Source organism: Streptomyces sp. NBC_00224 (assembly GCF_041435195.1).
GTDB lineage: Bacteria > Actinomycetota > Actinomycetes > Streptomycetales > Streptomycetaceae > Streptomyces.
On the sequence record NZ_CP108106.1, the window covers coordinates 4,319,664 to 4,345,278 of the forward strand.

General features: G+C 71.2%; 25 protein-coding genes. 15 read left to right on the top strand and 10 right to left on the bottom strand.

The window, feature by feature from the left end; all coding sequences use genetic code 11:
* The first annotated feature begins 77 nt into the window (after window positions 1-77).
* Window positions 78-410 (top strand): hypothetical protein, encoded by a 333-nt coding sequence (locus tag OG965_RS19045; protein ID WP_371653287.1) that lies wholly within the window; start codon window positions 78-80, stop codon window positions 408-410.
* 326 nt (window positions 411-736) lie between these two features.
* Here OG965_RS19045 and OG965_RS19050 read toward each other — a convergent pair whose 3' ends face one another.
* Window positions 737-1,462 carry a helix-turn-helix domain-containing protein gene (locus tag OG965_RS19050; protein ID WP_371653288.1) on the bottom strand — a complete coding sequence of 242 codons (726 nt, stop codon included), beginning with the start codon at window positions 1,460-1,462 and terminating at the stop codon, window positions 737-739.
* A gap of 222 nt (window positions 1,463-1,684) precedes the next feature.
* Here OG965_RS19050 and OG965_RS19055 point away from each other — a divergent pair, with 222 nt between their 5' ends.
* From OG965_RS19055 to OG965_RS19065, 3 genes are all read left to right on the top strand, one after another.
* The gene (locus OG965_RS19055; RefSeq protein ID WP_371653289.1) at window positions 1,685-2,353 is read left to right on the top strand and encodes a DUF4097 family beta strand repeat-containing protein; all 669 of its coding nucleotides are present in this window, start codon (window positions 1,685-1,687) and stop codon (window positions 2,351-2,353) included.
* 61 nt (window positions 2,354-2,414) lie between these two features.
* A complete protein-coding gene (locus OG965_RS19060; protein WP_371653290.1) occupies window positions 2,415-3,377 on the top strand; it encodes an ATP-binding cassette domain-containing protein in 963 nt (320 codons plus the stop codon).
* Window positions 3,374-4,162 (top strand): ABC transporter permease, encoded by a 789-nt coding sequence (locus tag OG965_RS19065; protein WP_371653291.1) that lies wholly within the window; start codon window positions 3,374-3,376, stop codon window positions 4,160-4,162. Before OG965_RS19060 ends, OG965_RS19065 begins: the two co-directional genes overlap by 4 nt.
* 369 nt (window positions 4,163-4,531) lie before the next feature.
* Here OG965_RS19065 and OG965_RS19070 read toward each other — a convergent pair whose 3' ends face one another.
* On the bottom strand, window positions 4,532-6,157 hold the full coding sequence (locus tag OG965_RS19070) for a FadD3 family acyl-CoA ligase (RefSeq protein ID WP_371653292.1): 1,626 nt from the start codon (window positions 6,155-6,157) through the stop codon (window positions 4,532-4,534).
* 117 nt (window positions 6,158-6,274) lie between these two features.
* Here OG965_RS19070 and OG965_RS19075 point away from each other — a divergent pair, with 117 nt between their 5' ends.
* Genes OG965_RS19075 through OG965_RS19085 form a run of 3 tightly spaced genes read left to right on the top strand, consistent with a single transcriptional unit; the run spans window position 6,275 to window position 8,632 of the window.
* Window positions 6,275-7,417, top strand: a complete 1,143-nt coding sequence (locus OG965_RS19075; RefSeq protein WP_371656986.1) for a lipid-transfer protein — start codon at window positions 6,275-6,277, stop codon at window positions 7,415-7,417.
* Window position 7,418: 1 nt separating this feature from the next.
* A complete protein-coding gene (locus OG965_RS19080) occupies window positions 7,419-7,862 on the top strand; it encodes a Zn-ribbon domain-containing OB-fold protein (RefSeq protein WP_371653293.1) in 444 nt (147 codons plus the stop codon).
* Entirely contained in the window at window positions 7,859-8,632 is a 774-nt protein-coding gene (locus tag OG965_RS19085; RefSeq protein ID WP_371653294.1) for an enoyl-CoA hydratase/isomerase family protein, read from the top strand. Before OG965_RS19080 ends, OG965_RS19085 begins: the two co-directional genes overlap by 4 nt.
* A gap of 142 nt (window positions 8,633-8,774) precedes the next feature.
* Here the strand turns inward: OG965_RS19085 and OG965_RS19090 are convergent, their stop codons facing one another.
* Window positions 8,775-9,440: a TetR/AcrR family transcriptional regulator gene (locus OG965_RS19090; protein WP_371653295.1), complete on the bottom strand. Its 666-nt coding sequence runs from the start codon at window positions 9,438-9,440 to the stop codon at window positions 8,775-8,777.
* A gap of 172 nt (window positions 9,441-9,612) precedes the next feature.
* On the opposite strand from OG965_RS19090, the gene OG965_RS19095 reads away from it, so the two are divergent.
* Window positions 9,613-10,185, top strand: coding sequence for an NADPH-dependent FMN reductase (locus OG965_RS19095; RefSeq protein ID WP_371653296.1), 573 nt, complete (start codon window positions 9,613-9,615; stop codon window positions 10,183-10,185).
* A 12-nt stretch (window positions 10,186-10,197) separates the two neighbouring features.
* Here OG965_RS19095 and OG965_RS19100 read toward each other — a convergent pair whose 3' ends face one another.
* From OG965_RS19100 to OG965_RS19110, 3 genes are all read right to left on the bottom strand, one after another.
* On the bottom strand, window positions 10,198-10,716 hold the full coding sequence (locus OG965_RS19100) for a hypothetical protein (RefSeq protein ID WP_371653297.1): 519 nt from the start codon (window positions 10,714-10,716) through the stop codon (window positions 10,198-10,200).
* A 646-nt stretch (window positions 10,717-11,362) separates the two neighbouring features.
* Window positions 11,363-13,702, bottom strand: a complete 2,340-nt coding sequence (locus OG965_RS19105; protein ID WP_371653298.1) for a serine/threonine-protein kinase — start codon at window positions 13,700-13,702, stop codon at window positions 11,363-11,365.
* A gap of 181 nt (window positions 13,703-13,883) precedes the next feature.
* Complete coding sequence (locus tag OG965_RS19110) at window positions 13,884-14,660, bottom strand: VOC family protein (protein ID WP_371653299.1); 777 nt, start codon at window positions 14,658-14,660, stop codon at window positions 13,884-13,886.
* A gap of 383 nt (window positions 14,661-15,043) precedes the next feature.
* Between OG965_RS19110 and OG965_RS19115 the strand changes: the two genes are divergently transcribed.
* Complete coding sequence (locus OG965_RS19115) at window positions 15,044-15,691, top strand: TetR family transcriptional regulator (RefSeq protein WP_101388803.1); 648 nt, start codon at window positions 15,044-15,046, stop codon at window positions 15,689-15,691.
* 110 nt (window positions 15,692-15,801) lie between these two features.
* Here the strand turns inward: OG965_RS19115 and OG965_RS19120 are convergent, their stop codons facing one another.
* The 3 genes from OG965_RS19120 to OG965_RS19130 form a co-directional block, all read right to left on the bottom strand.
* Entirely contained in the window at window positions 15,802-16,314 is a 513-nt protein-coding gene (locus OG965_RS19120; RefSeq protein ID WP_371656987.1) for a nitroreductase family deazaflavin-dependent oxidoreductase, read from the bottom strand.
* 83 nt (window positions 16,315-16,397) lie between these two features.
* On the bottom strand, window positions 16,398-17,588 hold the full coding sequence (locus OG965_RS19125) for an acyl-CoA dehydrogenase family protein (RefSeq protein ID WP_371653300.1): 1,191 nt from the start codon (window positions 17,586-17,588) through the stop codon (window positions 16,398-16,400).
* 163 nt (window positions 17,589-17,751) lie between these two features.
* Window positions 17,752-18,933: a helix-turn-helix domain-containing protein gene (locus tag OG965_RS19130; protein ID WP_371653301.1), complete on the bottom strand. Its 1,182-nt coding sequence runs from the start codon at window positions 18,931-18,933 to the stop codon at window positions 17,752-17,754.
* A 761-nt stretch (window positions 18,934-19,694) separates the two neighbouring features.
* Between OG965_RS19130 and OG965_RS19135 the strand changes: the two genes are divergently transcribed.
* From OG965_RS19135 to OG965_RS19155, 5 genes are all read left to right on the top strand, one after another.
* Entirely contained in the window at window positions 19,695-19,826 is a 132-nt protein-coding gene (locus OG965_RS19135; protein WP_371653302.1) for a hypothetical protein, read from the top strand.
* A gap of 70 nt (window positions 19,827-19,896) precedes the next feature.
* Window positions 19,897-20,733, top strand: coding sequence for a protein kinase (locus OG965_RS19140; protein WP_371653303.1), 837 nt, complete (start codon window positions 19,897-19,899; stop codon window positions 20,731-20,733).
* A gap of 136 nt (window positions 20,734-20,869) precedes the next feature.
* Window positions 20,870-22,072: an acetyl-CoA acetyltransferase gene (locus tag OG965_RS19145; protein WP_371653304.1), complete on the top strand. Its 1,203-nt coding sequence runs from the start codon at window positions 20,870-20,872 to the stop codon at window positions 22,070-22,072.
* Window positions 22,073-22,140: 68 nt separating this feature from the next.
* Window positions 22,141-22,713 carry a GNAT family N-acetyltransferase gene (locus OG965_RS19150; protein ID WP_371653305.1) on the top strand — a complete coding sequence of 191 codons (573 nt, stop codon included), beginning with the start codon at window positions 22,141-22,143 and terminating at the stop codon, window positions 22,711-22,713.
* A gap of 31 nt (window positions 22,714-22,744) precedes the next feature.
* The gene (locus OG965_RS19155; RefSeq protein WP_371653306.1) at window positions 22,745-23,395 is read left to right on the top strand and encodes a pyridoxal 5'-phosphate synthase; all 651 of its coding nucleotides are present in this window, start codon (window positions 22,745-22,747) and stop codon (window positions 23,393-23,395) included.
* 174 nt (window positions 23,396-23,569) lie between these two features.
* Here OG965_RS19155 and OG965_RS19160 read toward each other — a convergent pair whose 3' ends face one another.
* Window positions 23,570-24,007 carry a Zn-ribbon domain-containing OB-fold protein gene (locus OG965_RS19160; RefSeq protein ID WP_371653307.1) on the bottom strand — a complete coding sequence of 146 codons (438 nt, stop codon included), beginning with the start codon at window positions 24,005-24,007 and terminating at the stop codon, window positions 23,570-23,572.
* A gap of 308 nt (window positions 24,008-24,315) precedes the next feature.
* Here OG965_RS19160 and OG965_RS19165 point away from each other — a divergent pair, with 308 nt between their 5' ends.
* Window positions 24,316-25,455, top strand: a complete 1,140-nt coding sequence (locus OG965_RS19165; RefSeq protein ID WP_371653308.1) for a flavin-containing monooxygenase — start codon at window positions 24,316-24,318, stop codon at window positions 25,453-25,455.
* The last annotated feature ends 160 nt before the right edge of the window (window positions 25,456-25,615 follow it).

The window sequence follows — 25,615 nt, forward strand, 5'->3', positions numbered from 1 at the left end:
CGGCGACCCTCGGGGGAGCCGCCGGGCGGGCACCGTTCACAGCACGACATGCAGAAAACTCAGGGGAGCTGAGCACGATGAGTGACGGAAACAAGCCCGAGATCGGCGACACCACGACGCAGGAGAACCACGCGGGGAGCCCGGGCTCCGGCTCGGGTACGGGGACGGGCACCATCCGCCCGATGGAGAACCACGCGGGCCTGGCGGCCTCGCTCGGTGGTGACGCCAAGATCAAGCCCCTGGAGAACCACGCGGGCCTGGTCGGCGGCGACGTGGTGAAGCCGCTGGAGAACCACGCCGGGGTCATCGGCACGGGCGGCCCGGTCAAGCCCATGGAGAACCACGCGGGCCTGATCGGCCGGGACGTCCTCAAGCCCCAGGAGAACCACGCGGGTTCCGAAGAGGCCTGAGTACCACTGCTGGGCGGGGGCCGGCCGCGGCGACGCGGCGGGGGGCGCCGCGGCCGGCGACTTACGGGGGAACCACGGGGGAACCACCGGGCCACGGGGGAACGGGGGCCAGGGGGAACGGGGGATCGGGGGATCGCCGGGGACGCGTACTTGGGGGTGCGCGTCCCCGACGGGGGGAACAACGGGGGAAGTACGGGGGAGCACGGGGGTACGGGGGTACGGGGGAAGTACGGGGGATCGGGGGAAGTACGGGGGAAACCAAGCGCCCCGCGGCCGGACGTGCCGCGGGGCGCTTGGTGTGTGGATTTCCGGAAGACGGGGTCGGCTCAGGGCGAGGGCGTTTCGGCCTTCGTGTGGAGGACCTCGCGGGCCTGCTCCGCGGCACGTATGAGGCTCTCGCCGACGAAGTCGAGGAAGCGGGCGATGTTCTCCAGGCGGACGGCGGCCGGGGTTTCGGGCCCGAGGACGCCCACGCCCTGCCGTGCGATCTCGACGATCTGGGCGTTGGCCCGGACGCTGGCCATCATCGACTGGTACCAGATGTCGTCGTCGATGACGTAGCGCTCGCGGCGGCGTTCGTCGCGTTCCCGGCGGATCATGCCCTGGCTGTCGAGGAACGCGACCGCTTTGGAGACGGACGCCGGGCTGACCTGTAGGCGCTGGACGAGTTCGGACGCGGTGAGGCTGCCCGCGTCGGTGAGGGTGAGGCAGGCCATCACCCGGGACATCATCTTGGGCAGGCCCGAGGCCATCATGACGGTGGTGAGCGACTCCTCGTACTCGCGCACCGCCTCGGCATCGCGACCATAGGCCTGCGCGGGCGCCTGCGGGTCCCGGGGCGCGGTCTGCGTGCGCCGGTGGGCGCGGCGCTCGGTGGCGCGGTGGGCCAGGTCGGCGCGGTAGGCGGTGGGGCCGCCGTTGCGCATCACCTCACGCGTGATGGTCGAGGTGGGGCGGTCGAGCCGTCTGGCGATCTCCGCGTAGGCGAGGCCGTCGGCCAGCCCCAGCGCGATCTGCTGGCGTTCCTGCTGGGTGAGCCTGCCTCCCGGCATCGCGGTCTCCTTCGTAGTCCTTGATGCCGCGAGCATAGCGTTCACTCCCAACCCATTGCAACGATCGACATGGCTGTCGTTGCATTAAAGCCGAGACCATTGCAACGATTTCCTAGCTCTGACCTGCATTGATGACAATTCTTCGCAACGGGCTTGTTGCTCGATCTATGAACGCAACGTAGCTTTTCCCTCATCGGAAACGACGAACCGAAGGAAAGAACAATGCAGAAGTTCACCACCACCGCCCCGATCGCCGCCGTCCTCGACATCCCCGCGGGACGCATCCAGTTCATCGCCGCCGACCGGGCCGACGCCACCGTCGAGGTCCTGCCCGCGAACCCCTCGAACGGCCGCGACGTGAAGGCGGCCGAGCAGGTCACGGTCGAGTACGGCGACGGCGTCCTGCGGATCGAGGCCGCACCGGCGAAGAACCGGCTCCTCGGCAACTCCGGATCCGTCGAGGTGACGGTCCAGCTGCCCACCGGCTCCCGTATCGAAGCGAAGGCCGCCGCCGCCGAGTTCCGGGGCGTCGGACGGCTCGGCGACGTCGTCATCGAGGGCGCGAGCGGCACGCTCAAGCTCGACGAGGCCGCGAGCGCCCGCCTCACCGTCCTCGACAGCGACGTCTCGGTCGGCCGCCTGGGCGGTCCCGCGGAGATCAACACCCAGCGGGGCAGCATCCACATCGCCGAGGCGATGAGCGGCACGGTCACCCTGAGCACCCAGCAGGGCGACATCTCGGTCGGCGCCGCCCGCGGAGTCTCCGCCTCCCTGGACGCCGGCACCACGTACGGCCGGATCCAGAACGCGCTTCTGAACACCGACGGCGCCGCCGGCCTGAACATCCACGCGACCACCGCCCACGGCGACATCGCCGCCCGCAGCCTCTGACCGCTCACGGCCTCACCGCTCACAGCCTCTGACCGCCCGCAGTCTCTGAAGGAGCCCCATCGTGACCAACCTGGCCATCGCGGCGAACGGGCTGCGCAAGTCCTACGGCGACAAGGTCGTGCTCGACGGCGTCGACCTGGCCGTCCCCGAAGGAACGGTCTTCTCCCTGCTCGGCCCGAACGGCGCCGGCAAGACCACCGCCGTGAAGATCCTCTCGACCCTCGTCTCCGCCGACCCCGGCACCGGCGGCATCCACATCGGCGGCCACGACCTGGCCGCCGACCCCCAGGCGGTGCGTCGCTCGATCGGCGTCACCGGCCAGTTCTCCGCCGTCGACGGCCTGATCACGGGCGAGGAGAACATGCTCCTCATGGCGGACCTGCACCACCTGTCCAAGCGGGAGGGGCGCCGGGTCGCTGCCGAACTCCTTGAGCGCTTCGACCTGGTGGAGGCGGCGAAGAAGCCCGCCTCCACCTACTCCGGCGGTATGAAGCGCCGCCTGGACATCGCCATGACACTGGTCGGCGACCCGCGGATCATCTTCCTGGACGAGCCGACCACCGGCCTCGACCCGCGCAGCCGCCACAACATGTGGGGGATCATCCGCGAGCTGGTGGCGGGCGGCGTCACCGTCTTCCTCACCACCCAGTACCTGGACGAGGCCGACGAACTCGCCGACCGCATCGCCGTACTGCACGACGGCAAGATCGCCGCCGAGGGGACGGCAGAGGAGCTGAAACGGCTGATCCCCGGCGGACACGTCCGGCTCCGCTTCACCGATCCGTCCGCGTACGGGAGCGCCGCCTCCGCTCTCGGCGAGGTCACCAGGGACGACGAGGCGCTGTCACTCCAGATCCCCAGCGGCGGCAGCCAGCGCGAGCTGCGCTCCCTCCTCGACCGGCTGCACTCCGCCGGCATCGAGGCGGACGAGCTGACCGTGCACACCCCCGACCTCGACGACGTGTTCTTCGCCCTGACCGGCAGCGCCAAGGTCCCCAACCAGCCCAAGGAGTCCGTCCGATGAGCTCTCTCTCCCTCGCCGTCCGCGACTCAAGGACGATGCTGCGCCGCAACCTGCTGCACGCGCGCCGCTACCCGTCCCTCACCCTGAACCTGCTGCTCACCCCGGTCATGCTCCTGCTGCTCTTCGTCTACATCTTCGGAGACGTGATGAGCACGGGCATCGGCGGCACCGACCGCTCCGACTACATCGCCTACATCGTCCCGGGCATCCTGATGATGACCATCGGCGGCACCGTGATCGGGGCCGCGGTGTCCGTCGCCACCGACATGAACGAGGGCATCATCGCCCGCTTCCGTACGCTGGCGATCCACCGCGGTTCCGTCCTCATCGGGCACGTCGTCGGCAGCGTGCTGCAGTGCGTCGCCAGCGTGGTCCTCGTGGGCGCCGTCGCCGTGGCCATCGGCTTCCGCTCCACGAACGCCACGGCCCTGGAGTGGCTGGCCGCGTTCGGACTGCTCGTGCTCTTCGCCCTGGCGCTCACCTGGATCGCCGTCGGCATGGGCATGGCCAGCCCGAACGCCGAGGCCGCCGCCAACAGCGCGCAGCCGCTGATCCTCCTGCCGCTCATCTCCAGCGCCTTCATCCCGGCCGACACGATGCCGGGCTGGTTCCAGCCGATCGCCGAGTACCAGCCCTTCACCCCCGCCATCGAAACCCTGCGCGGCCTCCTGCTCGGCACGGAGATCGGCAACAACGGGTGGCTGGCGGTGGGGTGGAGCGTTTGCCTCGCGGGGCTCGGCTATTTCTGGTCGATGTCAAGGTTCAACGGCGAGGCGACCAAGTAACCGCCGTGGGTCTCAGTCCGTCTGCGGGCCGGTGGGGGCTGGTCGCGCAGTTCCCCGCGCCCCTAAAAGCACCCCTGCGGGGCGCCCAGGGGATTGCCGCGCAGCGGCATTCTTAGGGGCGCGGGGAACTGCGCGAGCAACCCACCACGATCCGCAGACAAACGGGGGGTCCGGGGCGAAGCCCCGAGGGGGTGCAGGGGCGCAGCCCCGCCCGGGGTCCGGGGCGAAGCCCCGAGGGGGTGCAGGGGCGCAGCCCCGCCCGGGGTCCGGGGCGAAGCCCCGAGGGGGTGCAGGGGCGCAGCCCCGCCCGGGGTCCGGGGGCGCAGCCCCCGGGCAACGAGCCTCAACCCCCGCCCACCCCCGGAGGGTTCAGGCAACGGGCGGGGTGGGGGGAAACTCCCGAAGCACCCCCTTCACCACCTTCCCCCCCGCATTCCGCGGCAACTCCCCCAAGAACCACACCTCCCGCGGCACCTTGAAGTTCGCCATCTCCCGCCGCGCCCACGCGATCAGCTCGTCCGCCGTCAGGGCCGCCCCGGGCCTCCGCACCACGAACGCCCGCCCCACCTCCCCGAGCCGCCCGTCCGGCACCCCCACCACCGCCACGTCCGCGACCTCGGGGTGCAGGCCGAGCACCTGCTCGATCTCGGCGGGGTACGCGTTGAACCCGCCGACGATGAACATGTCCTTGATCCGGTCGGTGATCCGCAGGTTGCCCGCCGCGTCCAGGACCCCCACGTCCCCCGTCCGCAGCCACCCGTCCGCCGTGATCGCCCGCGCCGTCTCCGCCTCGTCCTCGAAGTACCCGCGCATCACGTTGAACCCGCGCACCAGCACCTCCCCCGGCTCACCCGGCGCCGCCAGGACCCGTACCTCCGTACCGGGTATCGCCCGCCCGGACGTGGCCGCGATCACCTCCGCCGGGTCGCCGCGGCGGCACATCGTGACGATGCCGCTCGCCTCGGAGAGCCCGTACGCGGTGAGCACCGTCCCGATCCCCAGCTCCGTCCGCAGCCGCTCCACCAGCCGCAGCGGGACGACCGCCGCACCGGTCACCACGAGCCGCAGCGCGGACAGGTCGTGGGCCGTGCGCGCCGGGTGGTCGAGGAGGGACTGGTGGAGCGTGGGCGGGCCCGGCAGTACGGAGATGCGCTCGGCGGCGATGTTCGCCAGGACCGTCTCGACGTCGAACACCGGCTGCGGCACCATCGTCGCGCCCCGCATCAGACAGGCGATGATCCCCGCCTTGTACCCGAAGGTGTGGAAGAACGGGTTCACGATCAGATAGCGGTCGCCCTCGCGCAGGCCCGCCAGTTCGCTCCAGATGCCGTAGCCCCGCAGCGTCTGCGCGTGCGTGATCACCGCGCCCTTGGGGCGGCCCGTCGTGCCGGAGGTGAAGACGATGTCCGAGGGGGCGGAGGGGGCCACCGAGTCCGCCCGCCCTCGCACGTCCGCCGCCGGAACGCCTTCCCCTGCCGCCAGGAAGTCCTTCCAGGTCCAGAAGTCGTCCGGCGCGTCGTCCGCCAGGACCACCACCTGTTCCAGGTGCGGCAGTCCGGGCAGCGGCCCCGCGCCCTCGCCCTCGGCGGCGGCACGCCGCAAGGTGGCAACGTACGACGTGCCCAGGAACGTTCCCGTGATGAACAGCAGCTTCGCCCGGCTGCGTTGGAGTACGTACGCCGCCTCCGCGCCCTTGAAGCGCGTGTTCAGCGGGACGAGCACCGCCCCGGCGGTGACCGCGCCGAGCGCGGAGACGATCCAGTCCAGGGTGTTGGGCGCCCACACCGCGACCCGGTCGCCGCTCTCGACCCCGGCCGCCATACAGGCCGCCGCCGCCCGTTCGACCCGCTCGCCCAGCTCCGCGTACGAGACGCGGACGCGGCCCTCGACGACGGCCTCGCGCTGTCCGTACCGCCCGGCCGCGTCCCGTACGAGCTTGGGGACGGAGCCCCACTCCAGATCCCCCCGAAGGTCTTCCCGAAGGTCTTCCCGCATGGCAAACCCTCCCGGCCGCAGTAGCTGACTACCCGTCAGATTAGCTGTACCCTTCCTCGCTGTCAGCAGCAATTCAGCGGCAATGGCGCACGGCGATCGCGGAGGTGGCGGGTGTCGATGCTCAAGGACGCGACGGCAATCGCGGGCATAGGCCAGACGGAGTTCGCCCGCCGACTCGGCGACTCCGAGAAGAAGTTGGCCTGCCGGGCCATCCTCGCCGCGCTCGACGACGCCGGGATACCCCCCTCCGAGGTGGACGGCTTCGCCTCGTACACGATGGAGGAGACCGACGAGGTGGAGATCGCCAAGTCCATCGGGGCCGGCGACGTCACCTTCTTCGGCAAGGTCGGCTTCGGCGGCGGCGGTTCGTGCGCCACCGTCGCCCATCTCGCCGCCGCCGTCGCCACCGGCCAGGCGAACGTGGGGGTCGCCTGGCGCTCCCGCAAGCGCGGCAGCGGGCCCCGGCCGTGGACGAACACGGCGGTCCAACTGCCCACCCCCGCCCAGTGGACGCGCCCGTTCGGGCTGCTGCGGCCCGCCGACGAGATCGGCATGCTGGCGCGGCGCTATATGCACGAGTACGGCGCCACCCGCGACCACCTCTTCAACGTCGCCCTCGCCTGCCGCAACCGCGCCAACCAGAACCCGGCCGCGATCATGTACGAGCGGCCGCTGACCCGCGACATGTATATGACCTCGCGCTGGATCAGCGAGCCGCTCTGCCTCTTCGACAACTGCCTGGAGACGGACGGCGCGCTCGCGTGCGTGATCGTCTCCGCCGAGCGCGCCCGCGACTGCCGGCAGCGGCCGGTGTACGTGCACTCCGCCGCCCAGGGCCTGCCCGCCCAGCACCACGGCATGGTCAACTACTGGAACGACGACCCGCTGACCGGCCCCGCCTGGACCGCCGCCCGCCACCTGTGGAAACAGGCCGACTTCGGCCCCCAGGACGTCGACGTCGCCCAGATCTACGACGCGTTCACCCCGCTCGTGCCGCTCTCCCTGGAGGGCTACGGCTTCTGCGGCCGGGGCGAGGGCGCCGCCTTCACCGAGGGCGGCGCCCTGGAGATCGGCGGCCGGCTGCCGCTCAACACGGGTGGCGGCGGCCTGAGCGAGGCGTACGTACACGGCTTCAACCTCATCAACGAGGGCGTGAAGCAACTGCGCGGCACCTCCACGGCGCAGGTTCCCGACGCCGCGACCTGCCTGGTCACGGCGGGCGAGGGCGTGCCCACGTCCGCGATTCTGCTGAGGAGTTGAGATGCTGGCCCCGGTGACCGACGACGACGGCGCCCCGTTCTGGGAGTACGCCGCCCGAGGCGAACTGCGCGTCCAGGCCTGCGCCGCCCCCGACTGCGGGCGGCTGCGGTTCCCGCCACGGCCGTGCTGCCCGCACTGCCACTCCTTCGACAGCGAGTGGCGCCGGATGTCGGGGCGCGGCCGCATCTGGTCGTACGTGTTCCCCCACCCCCCGCTCCTGCCGGAGTACGCGGCCCAGGCCCCCTACAACGCGGTGGTCGTCGAACTCGTCGAGGACCCGCTGATCCGCCTGGTCGGCAATGTGGTCGCCGAGCCGGACGCGCCGCTGGACTCGGTGGCGCCGGAGCGGCTGCGGATCGGCGCGCGCGTGCAGGTCGCGTTCACCCGGATGTCCACCGAGGCAGACTCCATGACCGTCCCCCGCTGGCTCCTGGAGCGCGCATGACGCTGGAGGTCGTACGGGACGAGAAGACGGGCGTGGCGGTCGTCACGCTGAACCGGCCGCACAAACACAACGCGATCGACCTCGACACTGCGGCCGAACTGTCCGCCGCCTGGCGCGGGTTCCGCTACGACGACGCCGTACGGGCCGTCGTGCTGACCGGGGCGGGCGAGAAGGCGTTCTGCACGGGCATCGACCGCGCGGCGCGGGTGCCGCAGCCGTCCTCCCCGTACTCGATCGACGACCCCCTCCTCACGATCGGCCCGAAGGCGAACGACCTGTGGAAACCGGTGATCGCGGCGGTGCGCGGGATGGCGTGCGGCGGGGCGTTCTATCTGCTGGGCGAGGCGGAGTTCGTGATCGCCGCCGAGGACGCCACGTTCTTCGACCCGCACACCACGTACGGGATGGTCAGCGCGTACGAGTCCGCCTACCTGGCCACCCGCATGCCCCCCGGGGAGGCGGCCCGGCTCGCCCTGATGGGCACGGCGGAACGGCTCTCGGCGCGCCGGGCGTACGAGACGGGCCTGGTCAGCGAGGTGACGGCAGCGGGCGAGGAGGTCCGGGCGGCGCTGGCCTGCGCGGAAACCCTGGCCTCCTACCCCACGGAAGCGGTCCAGGGCACGGTCCGAGCCCTGTGGACGACCCGAGCCCCCACCCTCGCCCAGTCCTTCGCGCAGGCGCCGCAGCTGATCGCGCTGGGGAACCTTCCGCCGGAGAGGCAGGCGGAGTTGTTCGGGGGGAGGGGAGGGGGGCGGTTCCGGGTGCGCTGATTCGTCTGGGCGCCCCGAAGGGGCGCATCTCAGGGGCGCGGGGAACTGCGCGACCAGCCCACCACGGTCCGCAGCCAACGAACCGGGCCGCCCGCCAAGGGCTTTCGGGAAGGGGCGGGGTGGGGAACTCCCGCCGGAGGCGCTACCCGCCACCCACCCCGTACCGCGCCAGGAACACATCCACCCCCGCCACCACCGACGCCTCCACCTCGTCGTGGGACGGCGCATACCCGGGGTCGAACGTCTTCGCCAGCTGCGGGATCGAGATCGTCGTCCCGACGAGCTGCTTCACCGCAAGATCGGGATCCGGCACGGCCAGCTCGCCGCGCCGCGTGAGCTCGGTGAACGCCTCGACCAGCGGCGCGTTCATCGCCGCGTAGCTGCGCCGGAACCACAGCCGCCCCAGCTGCGGGAAGCGGTCGACCTCCCCGATCACCAGCCGCCGCAGCCGCACGATCCGGTCGTCGAGCTGGATCAGCGTCCATTCGAGCTGCACCTCGATCAGCGCCGAGCGCAGGTCGACGGCCCGGGTGAGCGCGGTGCCGTGCGGCTCCAGCTCCTCGTACGCCCCGTTCAGGACCGAGCCGATGACCGCGAGGAACAGCCGCTCCTTGCTGCCGAAGTGCTTGTACACCGTCGGCTTGGACACCCCCGCGCGCGAGGCGATCGCATCGACCGACACCGCGCTGTACCCCCCGGCCAGGAACTCGGCCAGGGCCGCCTCCTCTATGGCCCGCCGCTTCACCTGGGAGACGCTCACGGCCTCCGGGATCACCGGGATTCCGTACGCGTCCACGTCCTCGCTCATCGCTCTCGCCTCCGTCGCCGCCTCCACCTGTCCGCCTCAGTATGCCCTGACTGAACCGTTCAGAAGACTAAACCACACGGTGTAGTTGCATGAATGAACTGAACGGTTTAGTGTCATCACATCGCCGCAGGGGCAACACCCGCCTCGGGGCGCACACTTGGGAGGGAAACCAATGAGCGACTTCAAGATCCTCGGCATCTCGGGCAGCCTGCGCGCCGACTCGTACAACAGCGCCCTGCTGCGGGCCGCCCAGAAGTTCCAGCCCGGCGGCCTGGACATCGAGATCTACGAGGGCCTGCGCGACATCCCCCCGTACGACCTGGACCTGGACACTCCCGAGAACCGCCCGGCGGTCGTCGCCGACCTGCGCCGCCGCATCAACGAGGCCGACGGCGTGCTGATCGCGACGCCCGAGTTCAACTACTCGATCCCGGGCACGCTGAAGAACGCCATCGACTGGGTCAGCACCGACTGGACCAAGCAGGAGGGCCTGCCGCTGCGGCACAAGCCGATCGCGATCATGGGCGCGGCGCCGACCAACTTCGGCACCGTCCGCGCCCAGTTGGCGCTGCGTCAGGTGTTCGTCTGGACCGAGAGCGACATCGTGGTCAAGCCTGAGCTCCAGGTCTTCCGTGCGCACGAGCGGTTCGACGAGAACGCCAACCTGGTCGACGACATGACCGTGTCCCTGCTGCGCGACCTGCTGACCGCGCTCAAGGGCAAGGCGGAGAAGAACCGGGGGTGACGCCGTCGGGCGTCAGCTCCACTCCATGACCCGCACCACGCGGCAGTCCTTCACCTTGGCGATGCGCGACGGCAGCGCCATCGGCACCTTCACGCTCTCCGCCGCCCCCGCATCGAGGGTGACGAAGGCGGAGCCCGTGTCGACCGTCTCGTCGGCCGAGCCGAGGAAGGCGACCTCCAGACGGTAGCGGTGGCTGCCGCTCGCCAGCGGGTCGCCGGTGACCCGTACGGTCGCGGAAGTGACGGCCGGGCGCTTGCCCTTGGCGGGCGAGACACAGGTGACGACGGTCCCCGTGGCGGTGGCCGAGGGGGACGGTGTCGGGCTCGGGGTGTACGACCCGGAGCCGGAGCCCGAGCTGGAGCCGGACCCTCCGGTGCTGTCGTAGTCGTCGTCGTGGCGGTAGCCCGAACCGCCGTTGCTCTTGTGGGAGTTGGAGCAGCCGCCGCCACCGCCGCTGCTCTTGCCGTGGCCGTGCCCGGAGAACCCGGTCAGCGCCAGCACCACTCCGGCCAGTACGGCCGTGAACCTCATCCGTCGACGGAACACGTGCCCTACCCCCGTAATGAAGCCTGCCGAAGACCGCCGACACCGTAACAGGAGGGGCGGGTGGGGATTCGTCCTGCCCGGGGCGGAGTCCGGTGCGGAGTCCGGCGGTCCGTAGGGCCCGGTTCTTGGGTGATTCCGGGCGGAAACCGCGCGCATCACCCGTCTCGTCCCGGACAAATGGCTCGACCCGGGCTGCCTCGGCGGTGCGGGGCGGCGTCCGGGGCCCCGAAGGACTGCCACACGATCTCCTCGGCGTCCACGTCGTACTCCCACAGCCCCGCTGGCAAGGGGGCGGGGTGGGGGGTAGCGTCTTGAGCGAGAGCCGGGGTGGCTCTCTGTCCGGCGCGCCGCGCTTGTGCCCGGGCCCGTGTCGTCCCGCGCTCGTGAACGACGGCCGCCGTTCCAGCCCCTTCCGTGCAGGTGCGACGGCCGTCCCGGGGTGGGTTTCCCCCGGACCCCGTTCGTCTGCGGGTCATCTGTGGCTGGTCGCGCAGTTCCCCGCGCCCCTAAAAATGCCGCTACGCGGCATCCCCTGGGCGCCCCGGAGGGGCGCATCTCAGGGGCGCGGGGAACTGCGCGAGCAACCCCCACCGGGCCCGCAGAAAGGCACGCGGCCCCGGGCGAAGCCGATTCACCTGTGCGCCCCCGACGTCGCCGTCCCCTTCACCGCGTCAAGCGCGTACACGCAACGGTCCTTGCTGCACGCGTAGACCACCCCGTTCCGCGCCACCGGCGAGCCCGTGATCTCCCCGCCCGTGGCGAGCTTCCAGCGGAGTTGGCCGCCCGCCGCGTCCAGGGTGTAGAGGCAGTGGTCCGCCGAGCCGAAGTGGATGCGGCCGTCCGCCACCACCGGCGTGCCCACGACCTCCGCGCCCGCCGCGAAGCGCCACTTGGGGGTGGAGGTGACCGCGTCCAGGGTGTACAGCGCGTTGCCGCTGCCCACGTGGATGTTGCCGTCCGCCACCAGGACCGGCTCGATGGACTGGCGGGACTCGGTCGCGATGCGCCAGCGGTCCTTGCCGGTGGCCGCGTCCAGCGCGTACACCGTGCCGAGGTAGTCCGCCAGGTACACCCCGCCGCCCGCGACCGCCGGGCCCGGCGCGAAGGTCGGCGGGCAGAGGAAGACCGCCGGGGCCTCGAAGTGCCAGCGGACGTGGCCGCTGGCGATGTCGATCGAGAGGACACGCGTGCCCGCCGAGACGTAGACGTAGCCGTCCTGCGCCGGGGCGAGGCGGACCGGGACTCCGCCGCACGACGCCGCGTCGCCCACCGGGTACGACCAGCGCTCCGCGCCCGTACGCGCGTCGAGGGCGCGCAGCCGCGCGTCCTGCCACACGTACACCGTGCCCTCGTGGATCACCGGCCCGGCCTCGGGCGTCTCGAAGTCGCTCTGGGCGCCGGTGATCTCCCACAGCTTCTCGCCGTTCGCGGCCTCCCAGGCCTGCACCCCGCCGCCCCGCGTCGCGGTGACGATCGTGCCCCGGTCCGCCTTGAGGGCGTAGACCCAGGCGTCGGTCGGCAGCCGCCACAGCTCGCGGCCGTCCGTCGCGTCCAGCGCGTACAGCGTCGGGCCGTCGGAGGCGTGGATCCGGCCCGCCTCCACGGCCATCGCCCACGCCACGTCCCGCGTCTTGAACTGGCGCCGGCCACTGCCCACGTCCAGCGCGTGCACCTCGAAGGAGGTGACGTAGAGCAGGTCGCCCGCCACCGCCGGAGTGCCCCACACGTCGTTCGACATGCGGAAGCGCCAGGGCCGCCAGCGGCCGGGCGGCTCGGGCGAGTGGGCCGGGGCCGGGACGGGCGGCGCGGTGGCCGCCAGTGCCCCGTTCGCCGGGGGCCGGTCAGGTCTGCCCGGGGGGCCGCCGGCCGGGACTCTGACCCACCCCGTGGCGGGGCTGGCCTCGGAGACCGCCTGCGACCCGTCCATGACCCGGGGCCCGGGGCCGATCGGCACCTTCGCCCCGGCCAGCCGGACCGGCCCGTCCGGCACGGCCTCGGGCAGCGAGGGCTGGTACGGCGGCTGGTAGGGCGGGCGCGGCGGCGGCGAGGGGTCCACGGGCTGCGCGACCGGCTTGGCCCGGCCGCCGCCCCGGCGCTGCTCGATCATCGCCACCGAGCGGTCGGGCAGCCACGCCGACGCGGTGCCGCTGTCGTCCGAGCCGCCGAAGAGGTGCGGGGCGAGCTGCGACTGGAGGTCCTCGGGCGAGGGCCGCAGCCCGGCCTCCATCTTCATGCAGGACTCGATGAGCGGCCGCAGCTCGTCCGGCAGACCGGTCACGTCCGGGCCCTCGCGCAGCAGCATGAAGACGGTCTCGACCGGGTTGGCGCCGTGGAAGGGGGCGTGGCCGGTCGCCGCGAAGACCAGCGTCGAGCCGAGCGAGAACACATCGCTGGCGCCGGTCACGCTGCGCGAGTCCTTCGCCTGCTCGGGCGACATGTACGCGGGCGTGCCGACGGCCACGTTCGTCATGGTCAGGCGGGTGTTGGAGACACCGGACGCGATACCGAAGTCGATCACCCGGGGGCCGTCCTCGACCACCAGGACGTTGGACGGCTTGAGGTCGCGGTGGACCAGGCCCGCCCCGTGGATGGACTGCAGCGCCTCGGCGATGCCGGCCGCGAGCCAGCGCACCGCCTGGGCCGGGAGCGGCCCGCACTCGTTCACTATTTCCTCTAGCGAGGGCGCCGGTACGTACGCGGTGGCCAGCCACGGCACGGCCGCGCGCGGGTCGGCGTCGACCACGGCCGCCGTGTAGAAGCCGCTGACGGCCCGGGCCGCCTCCACCTCGCGGGTGAAGCGGACCCGGAACAGCTGGTCCTCGGCGAGCTCGGTGCGCACCGTCTTGATCGCCACGCGGCGGCCGGACGCCGAGCGCGCCAGATAGACCAGCCCCATGCCGCCGGCACCGAGCCGTCCCAGCACCTCAAAGGGGCCGATCCGCCTCGGGTCGTGCTGCGTCAGCTGCTCCACTTGCCTGCCACCTCCCCGTACGGGCCTTAAGTATCAACGCGTCGCAACAAGGCCCCGTGCAGCGTCTCACGCGGCACCCCGATTCTTCCTGCCGGAGGCGCCCGGTGGCCAACCCAAGTACGGATCGGGATGTCTCATCCCGATCCGGACATCCCCCGCCCGGTCCGCAGGGAGGGGCGGGTCAGTCCTTCTGGAGGATCGCGAAGCTCGCCCCCTGGTCGTCGGTGAGGACGGCCATCCGTCCGTGGGCCATGTCGAACGGCGCGGTGGTGACCCGGCCACCCAGGTCGACACAGGCCGCGGCCGTGGCGTCGCAGTCCCCCACCGCGAAGTACACCAGGAAGTGGTCGGGCATCTCGGCGGGGAAGGTGTCCCCGATGAGGCCGCGGCCGCCGAAGGCCGTGTCGGGGCCGGGCTCGGAGCCCGCGGGCGACCAAGTGCGGAAGTCGTCGTCCGTGCCGTCCAGGTCCCGGCCCTCGAAGCCGAAGACCGCCTCGTAGAAGCGGTCGGCCTGGGCCGCGTCCCGGGTGTACACCTCGGTCCAGCAGAAGGAGCCCGGCTCGCCGCTCTTCTCGAAGCCCGTGTGCCGAGCGGCCTGCCAGAGGCCGAAGACCGCGCCGCCGGGGTCGGCGGCGACCGCCATCGTCCCGTACGGAGGAACCTCCATCGGGTCCGTCACCAGCTGGCCGCCCGCCGCCCTGATCCGCACGGCGAGGCCCGCGGCGTCGGGGGTCGCGAAGTAGACGCCCCAGGCGGTCGGCATCCGGCCGTCCCTCTTGGGGACGAGGGCGGCGACGCGCTTTCCTCCGCTGAAGGCGTTGGTGTAGTACCCGTACCGCTCCTCGGCGTCGTCGTCGAAGGTCCAGCCCATCAGTGCGCCGTAGAACCGCTTGCCCGCCGCGAGGTCGGACAGCGTCGCGTCGGCCCAGCACGGCGCGCCTTCCGGAAATCCGCCCATGCGCCTGGTTCCTTCCTGGAGTGGCCCCGCCCGGGGTGCCGCTACGCGGTGAAGCTAACGGCCCCGGCCGCACCCCGCAGCGGCGTAAATCGAACAAATGATCCGCTTTGCCCCCACTGTAGACGCCCACGCCCTTTTGCCGCACGGGTTGTCCACAGACAGTGTCCACAGGCTGTTGATAACACCATTCGAGTGGCGGACGGGCGCTCGACATCCGGTCTATGCAGGGTCCGGGCCAGGTCCGGCGGCGGGGCCCGGCCGCCGGGCGGCACCGGGCCACGGGCGGGCCCCGCTCCCCGCCCGCGTCCCGCCGCCGTCAACCCTCGGCCCCCATTTGCAGTCGGCCGAATCGCGCTCCGATCACCCCTCGGTAAGCTGACGGCATGACAGGACAAGTACGCACCGTCGACGGCCGCGTGGCCGGCCGACGCGGCCAGGCGACGCGGCAGAAGCTGCTCGACTGCCTCAGCGAGATGCTCAGCTCCTCGCCGTACCGGGACGTAAAAGTCATCGACGTGGCCCGGAAGGCAGGCACTTCACCCGCGACCTTCTACCAGTATTTCCCCGACGTCGAGGGCGCCGTCCTGGAGATCGCGGAGGAAATGGCCAAGGAGGGCGCGGCGTTGACCGCCCTCGTCGAAGGCCGCTCCTGGGTCGGCAAGGCCGGCTGGCAGACCGCGGAGGAACTGGTCGAGGGATTCCTCGACTTCTGGCGCAAGAACGACGCGATCCTCCGTGTGGTGGACCTGGGCGCGGCCGAGGGCGACAAGCGGTTCTACAAGATCCGCATGAAGATCCTCAACTCCGTGAACAACTCCCTTACGGACGCCGTCAAGGAGCTCCAGTCGAAGGGCAAGGTCGACAAGGACGTCAGCCCTGCGGCGATGGCGGGCTCGATCGTCGCGATGCTCGCGGCGGTCGCCTCGCACCAGAAGGGCTTCCAGACCTGGGGCGTCAAACAGGCCGAGCTGAAGCCGAACCTGGCGCTGCTCGTACATCTGGGCATCACCGGCAAGAAGCCTACGAAGTAGGCGAAGCAGACGGATCCGTCCGAGTACCGGCGTCCGTGCCGGTGTCCGTGCCGGGGCGAGCGCCCTCGCACTGACGCGGTGATTGTCGGGGCACGCGCCCTCAAGTCCTGTCACGCCGACGGCGGTTCACCGAGGTGAACCCCGTCGGCGTTCCCGTGCCCCGGCTCCGCCGCCTCCCCCGCATCCCTCCGCTCCAGCCGGAAGAGCCGTATCTCGCGCTCGACCCGGGCCTGGTACGCGGCGTACGGGGGCCAGAACGCCAGCGCCGCCCGCCAGGCCGCCGCCCGCTCCTCCCCCGCGAGCAGCCGGGCCCGGACCGGCAGGTCCCGCCCCTTCCAGCTGATCTCGGCGTCCGGATGGGCCAGCAGATTGCCGGTCCAGGCGGGGTGGCCGGGGCGGCCGAAGTTGGACCCGACGAGCAGCCAGGTCCCGGCGTCCTCCGGCATACAGGCCAGCGGGGTCCGGCGCGCGAGCCCCGACTTGGCACCGCGCGCGGTGAGCACGACCCCGGGCAGCATCCGCGCGCTCGGCAGCACCCTGCCCCGGGTGAGCCGGTGCACGGCCCGGTCCAGGGCGGGGACGACGTGGGGGGCCACCTTCGCGAACGCGCGCGTGGAGGACACCTTCTGGACGAGGCGTACGGCGCGGGGGACGCGGGTCGGCTTGCCGGTGGGCCTACCGCTCGGCTTGCCGGTCGGTGTGGCGGTCACCGGGTGACCGCCTGCGCGCGCGTGCCTGACGTACGGGACCGAAACAGCCCGGCCCCTTCGGCGGCCCAGGCCCGCAGCAGCGGTACGGGACCGAAGAGCAGCTCGTCGGAGGCGGACCGCTTGAAGTACAGGTGCGCCTCGTGCTCCCAGGTGAACCCGATGCCGCCGTGCAGCTGGATCGCCTCGGCGGCGGCGCTCCGCAGCGCCTCCAGGGCCTGCGCGAGGGCGAGCCCACCGGCGTCCGGGTCCCAGGCCGCGTAGTAGGCGGCGGAGCGGGCCGTCTGCACCTGTACGTAACGGTCCGCGAGGCGGTGCTTCACGGCCTGGAAGGACCCGATGGGCCGCCCGAACTGCTCGCGCTCCTTCACGTACGCGACGGTCCGCTCCAGCACGTGCGCGCCGGCGCCGACGGCTTCGGCGGCGAGGGTGGCGGCGGCGGTGCGTCCGGTGGCGGCGAGGGCGGCGGTCGGGTCACCATCCCCCACCAACTCGCCACCCACCTCCCGGAGTTGCACCCTTCCCTGGGCGCGGGTCTCGTCGAGGGTGGTCTGCCGGGTCCGGCGCAGACCGTCGGCGTCTCCGCGTACGAGGAACAGCCGGACGCGGCTGCGGGTGAAGCCGCCGGTGTGGGCGGCGACGAGGAGGAGGTCGGCGCGGTGGCCGTCGAGGACCTGGGCGGCCTCGCCGTACAGCCGCCACTCGCCGTCGACCTGCCGGGCCTGGATGCCCCCGGCGCGGCCACCGCCCGCCCAGGCGCCGTCGGCGTTGTCCCCGGTCAGACCGAGCGCCAGGGCGAGGGCGGCACCCGGGACGGCGAGGGTCGCGGTGAGCTCACCGCGCGCCAGTCGCGGCAGGTACGCGCGCTTCTGCGGCTCGGTCCCGAGGGCGAGGAGGAGGGGGGCGGCGAGGGCGGCGGTGGCGAGGAGCGGGGACGGCAGGAGGACGCGGCCGGTCTCCTCGCAGGCGAGGGCGAGCTCGGCGGGCCCGCAGCCGACCCCGCCGTACGCCTCGGGGACCGCGATCCCCGGGAGCCCCATCTCCTTGGCGAGCTGCCGCCACAGGGCCTGGTCGCACCCCGGGGCGGCCCGTACGGCGGCCTTGACCTCGTCGGGGCCGCAGCGCTTGGTGAGCAGGGTGTGCAGGGTGCGGCGGATCTCGTGCTGCTCTGGGGTGAAGTCGGCGTCCATGAGCGGCTTTCCTCCCGGGGGGGCGGGGTCGACGCGGCGAATCTGACGGTACATCAGTTTCCGCCGTCCCACCCCTTCCAGGCTCCGGCAGTCGTGGCCGCCGATGCCCAGCCAGGCGAAGTGATATACGGCGCCCCACACCCGAACCTGATGCGTGCCAAGTTCAAAGCTCGATGCCGGACATCTTCGAAAGCCTCAGCAGTCGCGGGTTGCTCCTTCGGTGCAGCGAACTGAGCACTCGGAACACCTCCCGCCCCATGGGGTGGATGCGCGCCATCTGGGGTGCGACGCGCCACGCGATCGTCAAGTTCTCCAAGGCGCCGTCACGGTCCCCGATGTCAAGCTGAGCTCTCGCCGCGTTGATGTGCGTGGGGGCAACCCGAGTCGGCGGCATGCCCGCCATGGCCTTTGAGATGTCATCAGTGAGCCCGAGTGCTTCCCGGGGCTTCCCAAGATCCACAAGGGTCGCGAACCGATGTGCAAATGTGTTCTGCGGGCCGACCGTCAGTCCGTAAGCCTCCAGCTCTCGCGACATGCCCTGGGACGTGGCGAGAGCGGACCTGATGTGGCGTTCTACCTCCCGCCTGGCTTCGGTCTTGTCCTTGAGCCTTCCCGCCAGGGTCATACCTCGAAGGTTCAGGATGCACACAGCAACATCGCGGTCACTGCCACCCAGCGATCCTTGTGCCGCAGCGATCGCGCGCTCAACGACCGTTAGGCCCTGTTCGATGTCACCGAAGTTCAGGTAAGTACCTGCCCGGTCCCTAGCTGCAACAGCGGAGCCCAACGGGTTCGCCTGCTGTTCAGTTGCCCACCTCTGACGGGTGACAGCGAGCTCGGCCATGTCCATCCACCTGTGCCGCGCTGCGATCCAATAGACGATGCTGTACGCCTCTGCAAGCATCATCCACGCCTCCGGCGTGTTTTCTCGGTGCGCGTGTGTCGTGGCGTCGCGGAGCAACCTGGGGAGGGCGTTCAGAAGCCCGGCGACGTCGACTTTCTTGCGGTGGGCCTCGGCTGTATGCAGGTCGACGGACAGCTTGCCTTCCGCAACCGGGGCGCTGCCAGGAAGGTCGTAGTCACGAAGCGCGGACCTCAGCGAGTCCAGGGACCGCCGATCCCCCTGACGGATGGCGGTCTTCCCCATCACTTCAGCCATGGAGATACCCATGGCCTTGCCGATCGCCGTCGCCACGGCCGGGGTCAGAGCCCGGTCTCCGACTTCGATCTTGGAAAGAAGCGACTCCGAGATTCCCGCCCCGCGCGCGAGCTTCCTCTGAGACCAGCCACGGGATTTCCGCAGCACAGCAACGTTCTCACCTGGTGCAAGTTCGATCGTGCTCATGGGCTCAGTGTTCCTCTCCTCGGGATGAATTTCCACCGCCCTCGCCCGACCGGGTACCCCTGTGCAGCTTGTGCAAGAGATGTGCAAGTTCCCGACTCTGAACGGGGGTTAGCTACTAGCAACCCGATACATCAAAGCTGAGGGGGCGAGGGAGAACCCCATGTACGCCATTCAGCCGCCGGCAATCACAGGAGTGAAGGAGTGCGCCCCGTGCACCGTGGTAGTAGCTCAACTGAGGCTCGCCCGACAGGACGGGAACGCGGCCCGAGAGATGGACGCCAGAGTTCAGCTCCGGAGACATCTGCGCGAAGCCCACGGGAAGACCATGGCGCTCTTTCTCCAGTGATCACGGCTCAGGAGATTGTGCTCGACCAACCGGTGTTCGACGCTGCCGCCCAGTTGGTAGGCGTCGTGAAGGAACGTAAGGGCCGGAAGCTGACCCTTCGGCGCCCGTCGGGCTACGAGTGGTCGACCGTGGACCTGCGCGTACGACCGGCAAACGACCGGGAGCTTCTACAGCTCCGGCGTCTTCAGTGGCACCACGCGGAAGCCTGCCGGTTAGTTGAGCTGCACAAGCGGATGCGCGGTTGCGGCTCCCCGTCCCAGAAGTAGTCCCAAGGCTCCCCTACGTCTCGTAGGAACATCCGGGGCTTCCCTTGTGCCTGGACAAGTCGTGGGGCGCGACGCCCGCACCGAGCGGGTCAGCAAGTGCACGACGGTTGGGGACAGCCCCCAGCCGGACACCATGAGGAGACACGAAAGTGACACTCAAGGAAGCACTGAAGCGCAAAGCCACCTTCTGTGGCGGCAACGGCGACGACGGCGACGACGGCGGCGATCCCAACCCGCCGACGGGCGACTCGGACGACGGGCGCGACTACCACAGCCGCTAGTAGTCTCCCCTGACCTGAGGGGCCGATCTCTGCCCGGGGGGTCGGCCCTTGCCATTGAGAGGACTGGTCGATGACCGACAACGGGCCATTCGAGATTCCTGATCATGTCCAGGGTGCCGTAATGCCCTTGTCCCAGACGCTCGTTACCAACCGGCGCGGCTCCACGGTGTGGGATGTGCGGACGCCCACCGGTCGCGCCGCGGTCAAACTGGGCTACCCCAGCCAAACACACTCATGGACGGCATTGGCGCCTGCCCGTGAAGCCACCATTCTTCGGCAACTGATTGACCCCGAAGAGGTCCTGTTCGGGGAATGGGAGAAGGGCACATGGAGCGCTCAGCCATGGCAAGAGGGCCAGTCCCTCTATGCCCTGTGGGAGCCCCACCGGCAGGCGAACGGGCCGGCGGCCCCCAGCATCGGCGAGGCACTGTCGTGTGCTGCCGCATTGGCCAACCTGCACGAACGTGGCTGGACGCATGGCGACGTGCAGCCCAACCATCTCGTCATCGGACCTGCCAGGACCGCTCTCATCGACCTGGGGCTGGCGCAGGGCGGTGAGATCCCCGAGATCTACGACTTCGAGTATCGAGGCTGCCTGGTCCACTACGAGGCCCCGGAGATCTCACAGAGTGTTCTGGCGTGCGGCACCGCTGTGCCCACGAAAGAGGCGGACGTATACGCACTGGGTGCTTCGTTGTTCATCTCCGCTACCGGCCGCAGGCACGTCCCCTACCCGGACGACGCCGATCGGAAGGACCAGCGGCAAGCCATCGTGGACAAGCCCCATCGGCCGATCAACCTACCGGGCACCTTGGGCACGGTGGTGGAGGAGATGATGCGCCGCAATCCGGCCGACCGACCCACGATTCAGGAAGTCTGCGAGAACCTGGACCAGGCGGCAGCGTAGGAGGCACGGCCGCCGCGTAGGCGCGACCAGCCCCATCCATCCGCAGGCAAATCCTGCCCCCACCAACCAACCCGCCCGGCAAGGACTTTCGGGAAGGAGCGGGGTGGGGATTCAAAACTGATGTACCGTCAGATTCATGGCAGCAGCCCACCCGCGCGCCCACCCCCGCCCACGCTCCCGCCTCCGCCGCGTCGCCATCGTCGGCGCCGCCCTCTCCGACACCGGCCGCGTCGACGACGCAACCCCGTACGCCCTGCACGCCCAAGCCGCCCGCAGGGCGCTCGCGGACTCCGGGCTCGACCGGAGCGTCGTCGACGGGTTCGGCTCGGCCGGGCTCGGTACGCTCGCGCCGGTTGAAGTCGCCGAGTATCTGGGGCTCAAGCCGACCTGGGTCGACTCGACCGGGGTCGGCGGCGCCACCTGGGAGGTGATGGCCGCCCACGCCGTGGACGCGATCGCCGCCGGGCACACCAACGCCGTACTCCTCGTCTACGGCTCGACCGCCCGTGCCGACATCAAAGCCGGGCGAAGGACATCGAATCTATCGTTCGGCGGGCGCGGACCCCTGCAATTCGAAGTTCCTTACGGCCACACCCTCATTTCGAAGTACGCGATGGCCGCACGCCGCCATATGCACCAGTACGGCACCACCGTCGAGCAGCTCGCCGAGATCGCCGTGCAGGCGCGCGCCAACGCCGCGACCAACCCCGACGCGATGTTCCGCGACCCCATCACCGTCGACGACGTCCTGTCCGGGCCGATGATCGCGGACCCGTTCACCAAGCTGCACTGCTGCATCCGCTCGGACGGCGGCTGCGCGGTGCTGCTCGCGGCGGAGGAGTACGTGCCCGACACCGCCAAGGACCCCGTCTGGGTGCGGGGTTCGGGCATGGCCGTCTCCCACACCACGATGTCCGAGTGGGACGACTTCACCGTCTCCCCGGCCGCCGTCTCGGGCCGCATCGCCTTCGAACGGGCCGGAGTGCGCCCCGCCGACATCGACCTCGCGGAGATCTACGACGCCTTCACGTACATGACCCTCGTGACTCTCGAAGACCTCGGGTTCTGCGAGAAAGGGGAAGGGGGTGCGTTCGTCGAGAAAGGGCGGCTGCTGACCGGTGGCGAGCTGCCCGTCAACACCGACGGCGGCGGCCTCTCCGCCTGCCATCCCGGTATGCGCGGGCTGTTCCTCCTCGTCGAGGCCGTACGGCAGCTGCGCGGCGAGGCGGGCCCCGGCCAGGTGCGCAGACCCGACGGCAGCCTCCCCGAGCTCGCCGTCGCCTCGGGCACGGGCGGCTGGTTCTGCTCGTCGGGAACGCTGATCCTGGGGCGTGAGTGAGCCCCTCACTCACGCCCCCGTACGTAAACAAGTGGCCGCCGACACCCCCGCCCCCGACAATCGCCCCCATGACCACCCATCCCACCCCACCCCCCTTCCTCACCACCGACCGCCTCACCCTCCGCCCCTTCACCGACACCGCCGCCGACCTCGACCTCGTCGTCGAGCTCGACAGCGACCCGGAGGTCATGCGGTACCTCACCGGGGGCCGGCCCATGACCCGGGACGAGATCCGGGCCGAGTCCTTCGCGCGGATGCTGCCGGGGGGCAAGGGTTTCTGGGCGACGCATCTGCGCGACACCGGTGAGTTCATCGGGTGGCACTGCCTGCGCCCCGGGCTCAACGCCCCGCCGGACCACGCGGACCTCGGGTACCGGCTGCGGAGGGCCGCCTGGGGGAAGGGGTACGCGCGCGAGGGCGCGCTCGCGCTCATCGAGAAGGGGTTCGGGGAGCTGGGCTACGCGCGCATCACCGGCAACACGATGTACGTGAACGACCGGTCCCGGCACGTCATGGAGACGTGCGGGCTCACGTACGTACGCACGTACTTCGAGGAGTGGCCCTACTCCGTCGAGGGCGACGAGCACGGGGATGTCGAGTACGCCCTGACGCGCGAGGAGTGGCTCGCGCGGGGCGCCTAGGGCCCAGGGGCCTACGGGTGACAATCTGCGCATGGAATTCGAGGAGTACCTGCACACCCTGCGCGTCTGGGACGTCGAGCTGCCGCACTTCGACCCGGAGACCGCGCCCGACGACCCCGTACCGCTCTTCCAGGAGTGGCTGATGCACGCGGGGCGCGCCGGGCAGGCCGAGCCGCACACCATGACGCTCGCGACAGTGGACGGTGAAGGGCGGCCTGACGTACGGACGTTGATGCTGCACGGCGCCGATGCGGGCGGCTGGTCGTTCGGGTCGCACTCCACCAGTGCGAAGGGGCGCCAGCTCGCCGCCTGCCCGTCGGCCGCGCTCGGGTTCTACTGGCCTGCCGTGGGGCGTCAGGTACGGGTGCGGGGGGCCGTGCGGCCGGCCGGTGCGGAGGCGAGCCAGGCCGATCTGCATGCCCGGTCGACCGGGGCGCTGGCCGCCGCCCTCGTCGGGCACCAGAGCGAGGTGCTGGGGTCCGTCCCGGAGCTCGCGGTCGCGTCGGAGAGCGCCTGGGCGCGGGCGGCGGCCTCGCCGGACGCTCCCGTGCCCAGCTGGACGCTGTACGTCCTTGACCCCGTGGAGGTCGAGTTCTTCCAGGGGGACGCGCGGCGGCGGCATGTCCGGCTGCGGTATCGCCGCGAGGGGGCGGTGTGGGTGCGGGAGTTGTTGTGGCCGTAGGGGTCGTGGGTTGGCTGCGGGCCGGTGGGGGCTGGTCGTGCCCACGCGGCGGAGCCGCAAATGCCACAGCCCCGCGCCCCTGAAGCGGCGGGCCCGGAACGCCAGTGACACCACCGCCACCGCGCCCCTAAACGGGCATCCCGGAACACCGGTCCCGCCACCACGCCCCCACCCCTACGAGGTCGCCGCCCGGAACACCGGCACCGCCACCTCCCCATCCCGGAAATCCACCCGCAGCTCCATCCCGATCCGCAGCCGCTCCTCCCCGCACCCCACCACCTCCGTCATCATGCGCGGGCCCTCCGCCAGGTCCACCACCGCCGCCGTGTACGGGACCCGGGCGCCGAACGGGGGCAGGTCGTTGCGGTGGATCACCGACCAGGTGTAGAGCGTGGCCCGGCCGCTCGCCTGCTCCCAGGTCACGTCCTCGCTCCAGCAGTACGGGCAGAACTCGCGCGGGTAGTGGTGTGCCCGCCCGCACGCCCCGCAGCGGCGGATCAGGAGGCGGCCCTCGGCGGCCGCGTCCCAGTACGCGCGCGTGAAGGCGTCGATCTCGGGTGTCGCGGCATCAACGGTCCCGGCACCCGGCCTCGCCGCGTCAGGACGTGTCATCAGAACCACCCGATCGCATGATCAAGCGACCACGTCTGCCACGACATCGCGAAGAGCCCGACCAGCGAGGTCACGTACACCGCGACCCACTCGGCGCCGCTGAGCCAGATCGAGTCCATCCGCAGGCTCCCATATCCACAGGTCAACCGAACCGCTTCTGACGGTACGTCAGTTCAGCGGACCGTGCCGCCCCGCACAAGAGGCCCGGCGCCACCCACCCGGGCAAACTCCGGAGCGTAATCGATTCGTAACCGATTCAGGTCTTGACCGAGACCCATCAAGTGGCTGCGTCGTTACGCTCGGTTCCCATGGCCACCAACGACCCCACCCACCCTGTCTACGTCATCGGCGCCGGCCCCGGCGGGCTCGCCGTCGCGGCCGCGCTGCGCGGCCGGGGCGTACGGGCCGTCGTACTGGAGAAGGCCGATGCCGTCGGGGACTCCTGGCGCCACCACTACGACCGGCTGCGGCTGCACACCACCCGGCGACTGTCCGCGCTGCCCGGGCTCAAGATGCCCCGTTCGTTCGGGCGCTGGGTCGCCCGGGCCGACGTCGTGCGGTATCTGGAGAAGTACGCCGAGATGCATGAACTGGAGATCGTCACCGGTGTCGAGGTCTCGCGGGTCGAGCGCGCCGACGGGGACGGGTGGCTGCTGCACGCCACCGGCGGGCGGCGGCTGACCGGGCGGGCGGTCGTGGTGGCGACCGGGTACAACCACACCCCGTACCTGCCCGAGTGGCCCGGCGCCGACGCGTACACCGGCACCCTGCTGCACGCCGGGCAGTACCGGAACGCCGCCCCGTACGCGGGCAAGGACGTCCTCGTGGTCGGCAGCGGGAACACCGGCGCGGAGATCGCCGTCGACCTGGTCGAGGGCGGGGCCGGGCGGGTGCGGCTCGCCGTGCGCACCGCGCCGCACATCCTGCGCCGCTCGACCGCCGGCTGGCCCGCCCAGGCCTCCGGCATCCTGGTGCGCCGGCTGCCGGTCCCGCTGGTGGACCGGGCGGCCGGGGCCGTGGCCCGCCTCAGCGTGCCCGACCTCTCCGACAAGGGGCTGCCCCGGCCGGAGACCGGCCTCTACGCGCGCGTACGCGAAGGCGCCATCCCCGTACAGGACGTGGGTCTGATCGCGGCCGTGCAGTCGGGGCGGGTGGAGCCGGTCGCGGCACTCGACTCGTTCGAGGGCGCGAAGGTCGTCCTGGCCGACGGCACCCTCGTCTCGCCCGAGGTCGTCATCGCGGCCACGGGCTACCGGCGGGCCCTGGAGGGCCTGGTCGGCGAGCTGGGCGTGCTCGACGGCCGGGGCCGCCCCACCGTCCACGGCGGCCGCACCGCGCCCACCGCCCCCGGCCTCTACTTCACCGGGTTCACCAACCCCATCAGCGGCATGTTCCGCGAGCTGGCCATCGACGCGGGGAAGATCGCCAAGGCGGTCGCGCGCCACTGAGTCCGATCGGAAGGTCGATTGGCCACACCGTCGGTACGCCCCTTCAACACCACCCGCGCACACCGTAGTTGGCGCAATGGTGACGGGTAGGCGCCCCCCGGGCGGGTACGGGAAACGTACTCGGCCGGACCTCCGCACGTCCCGGAGCCTTCGGTGAGCC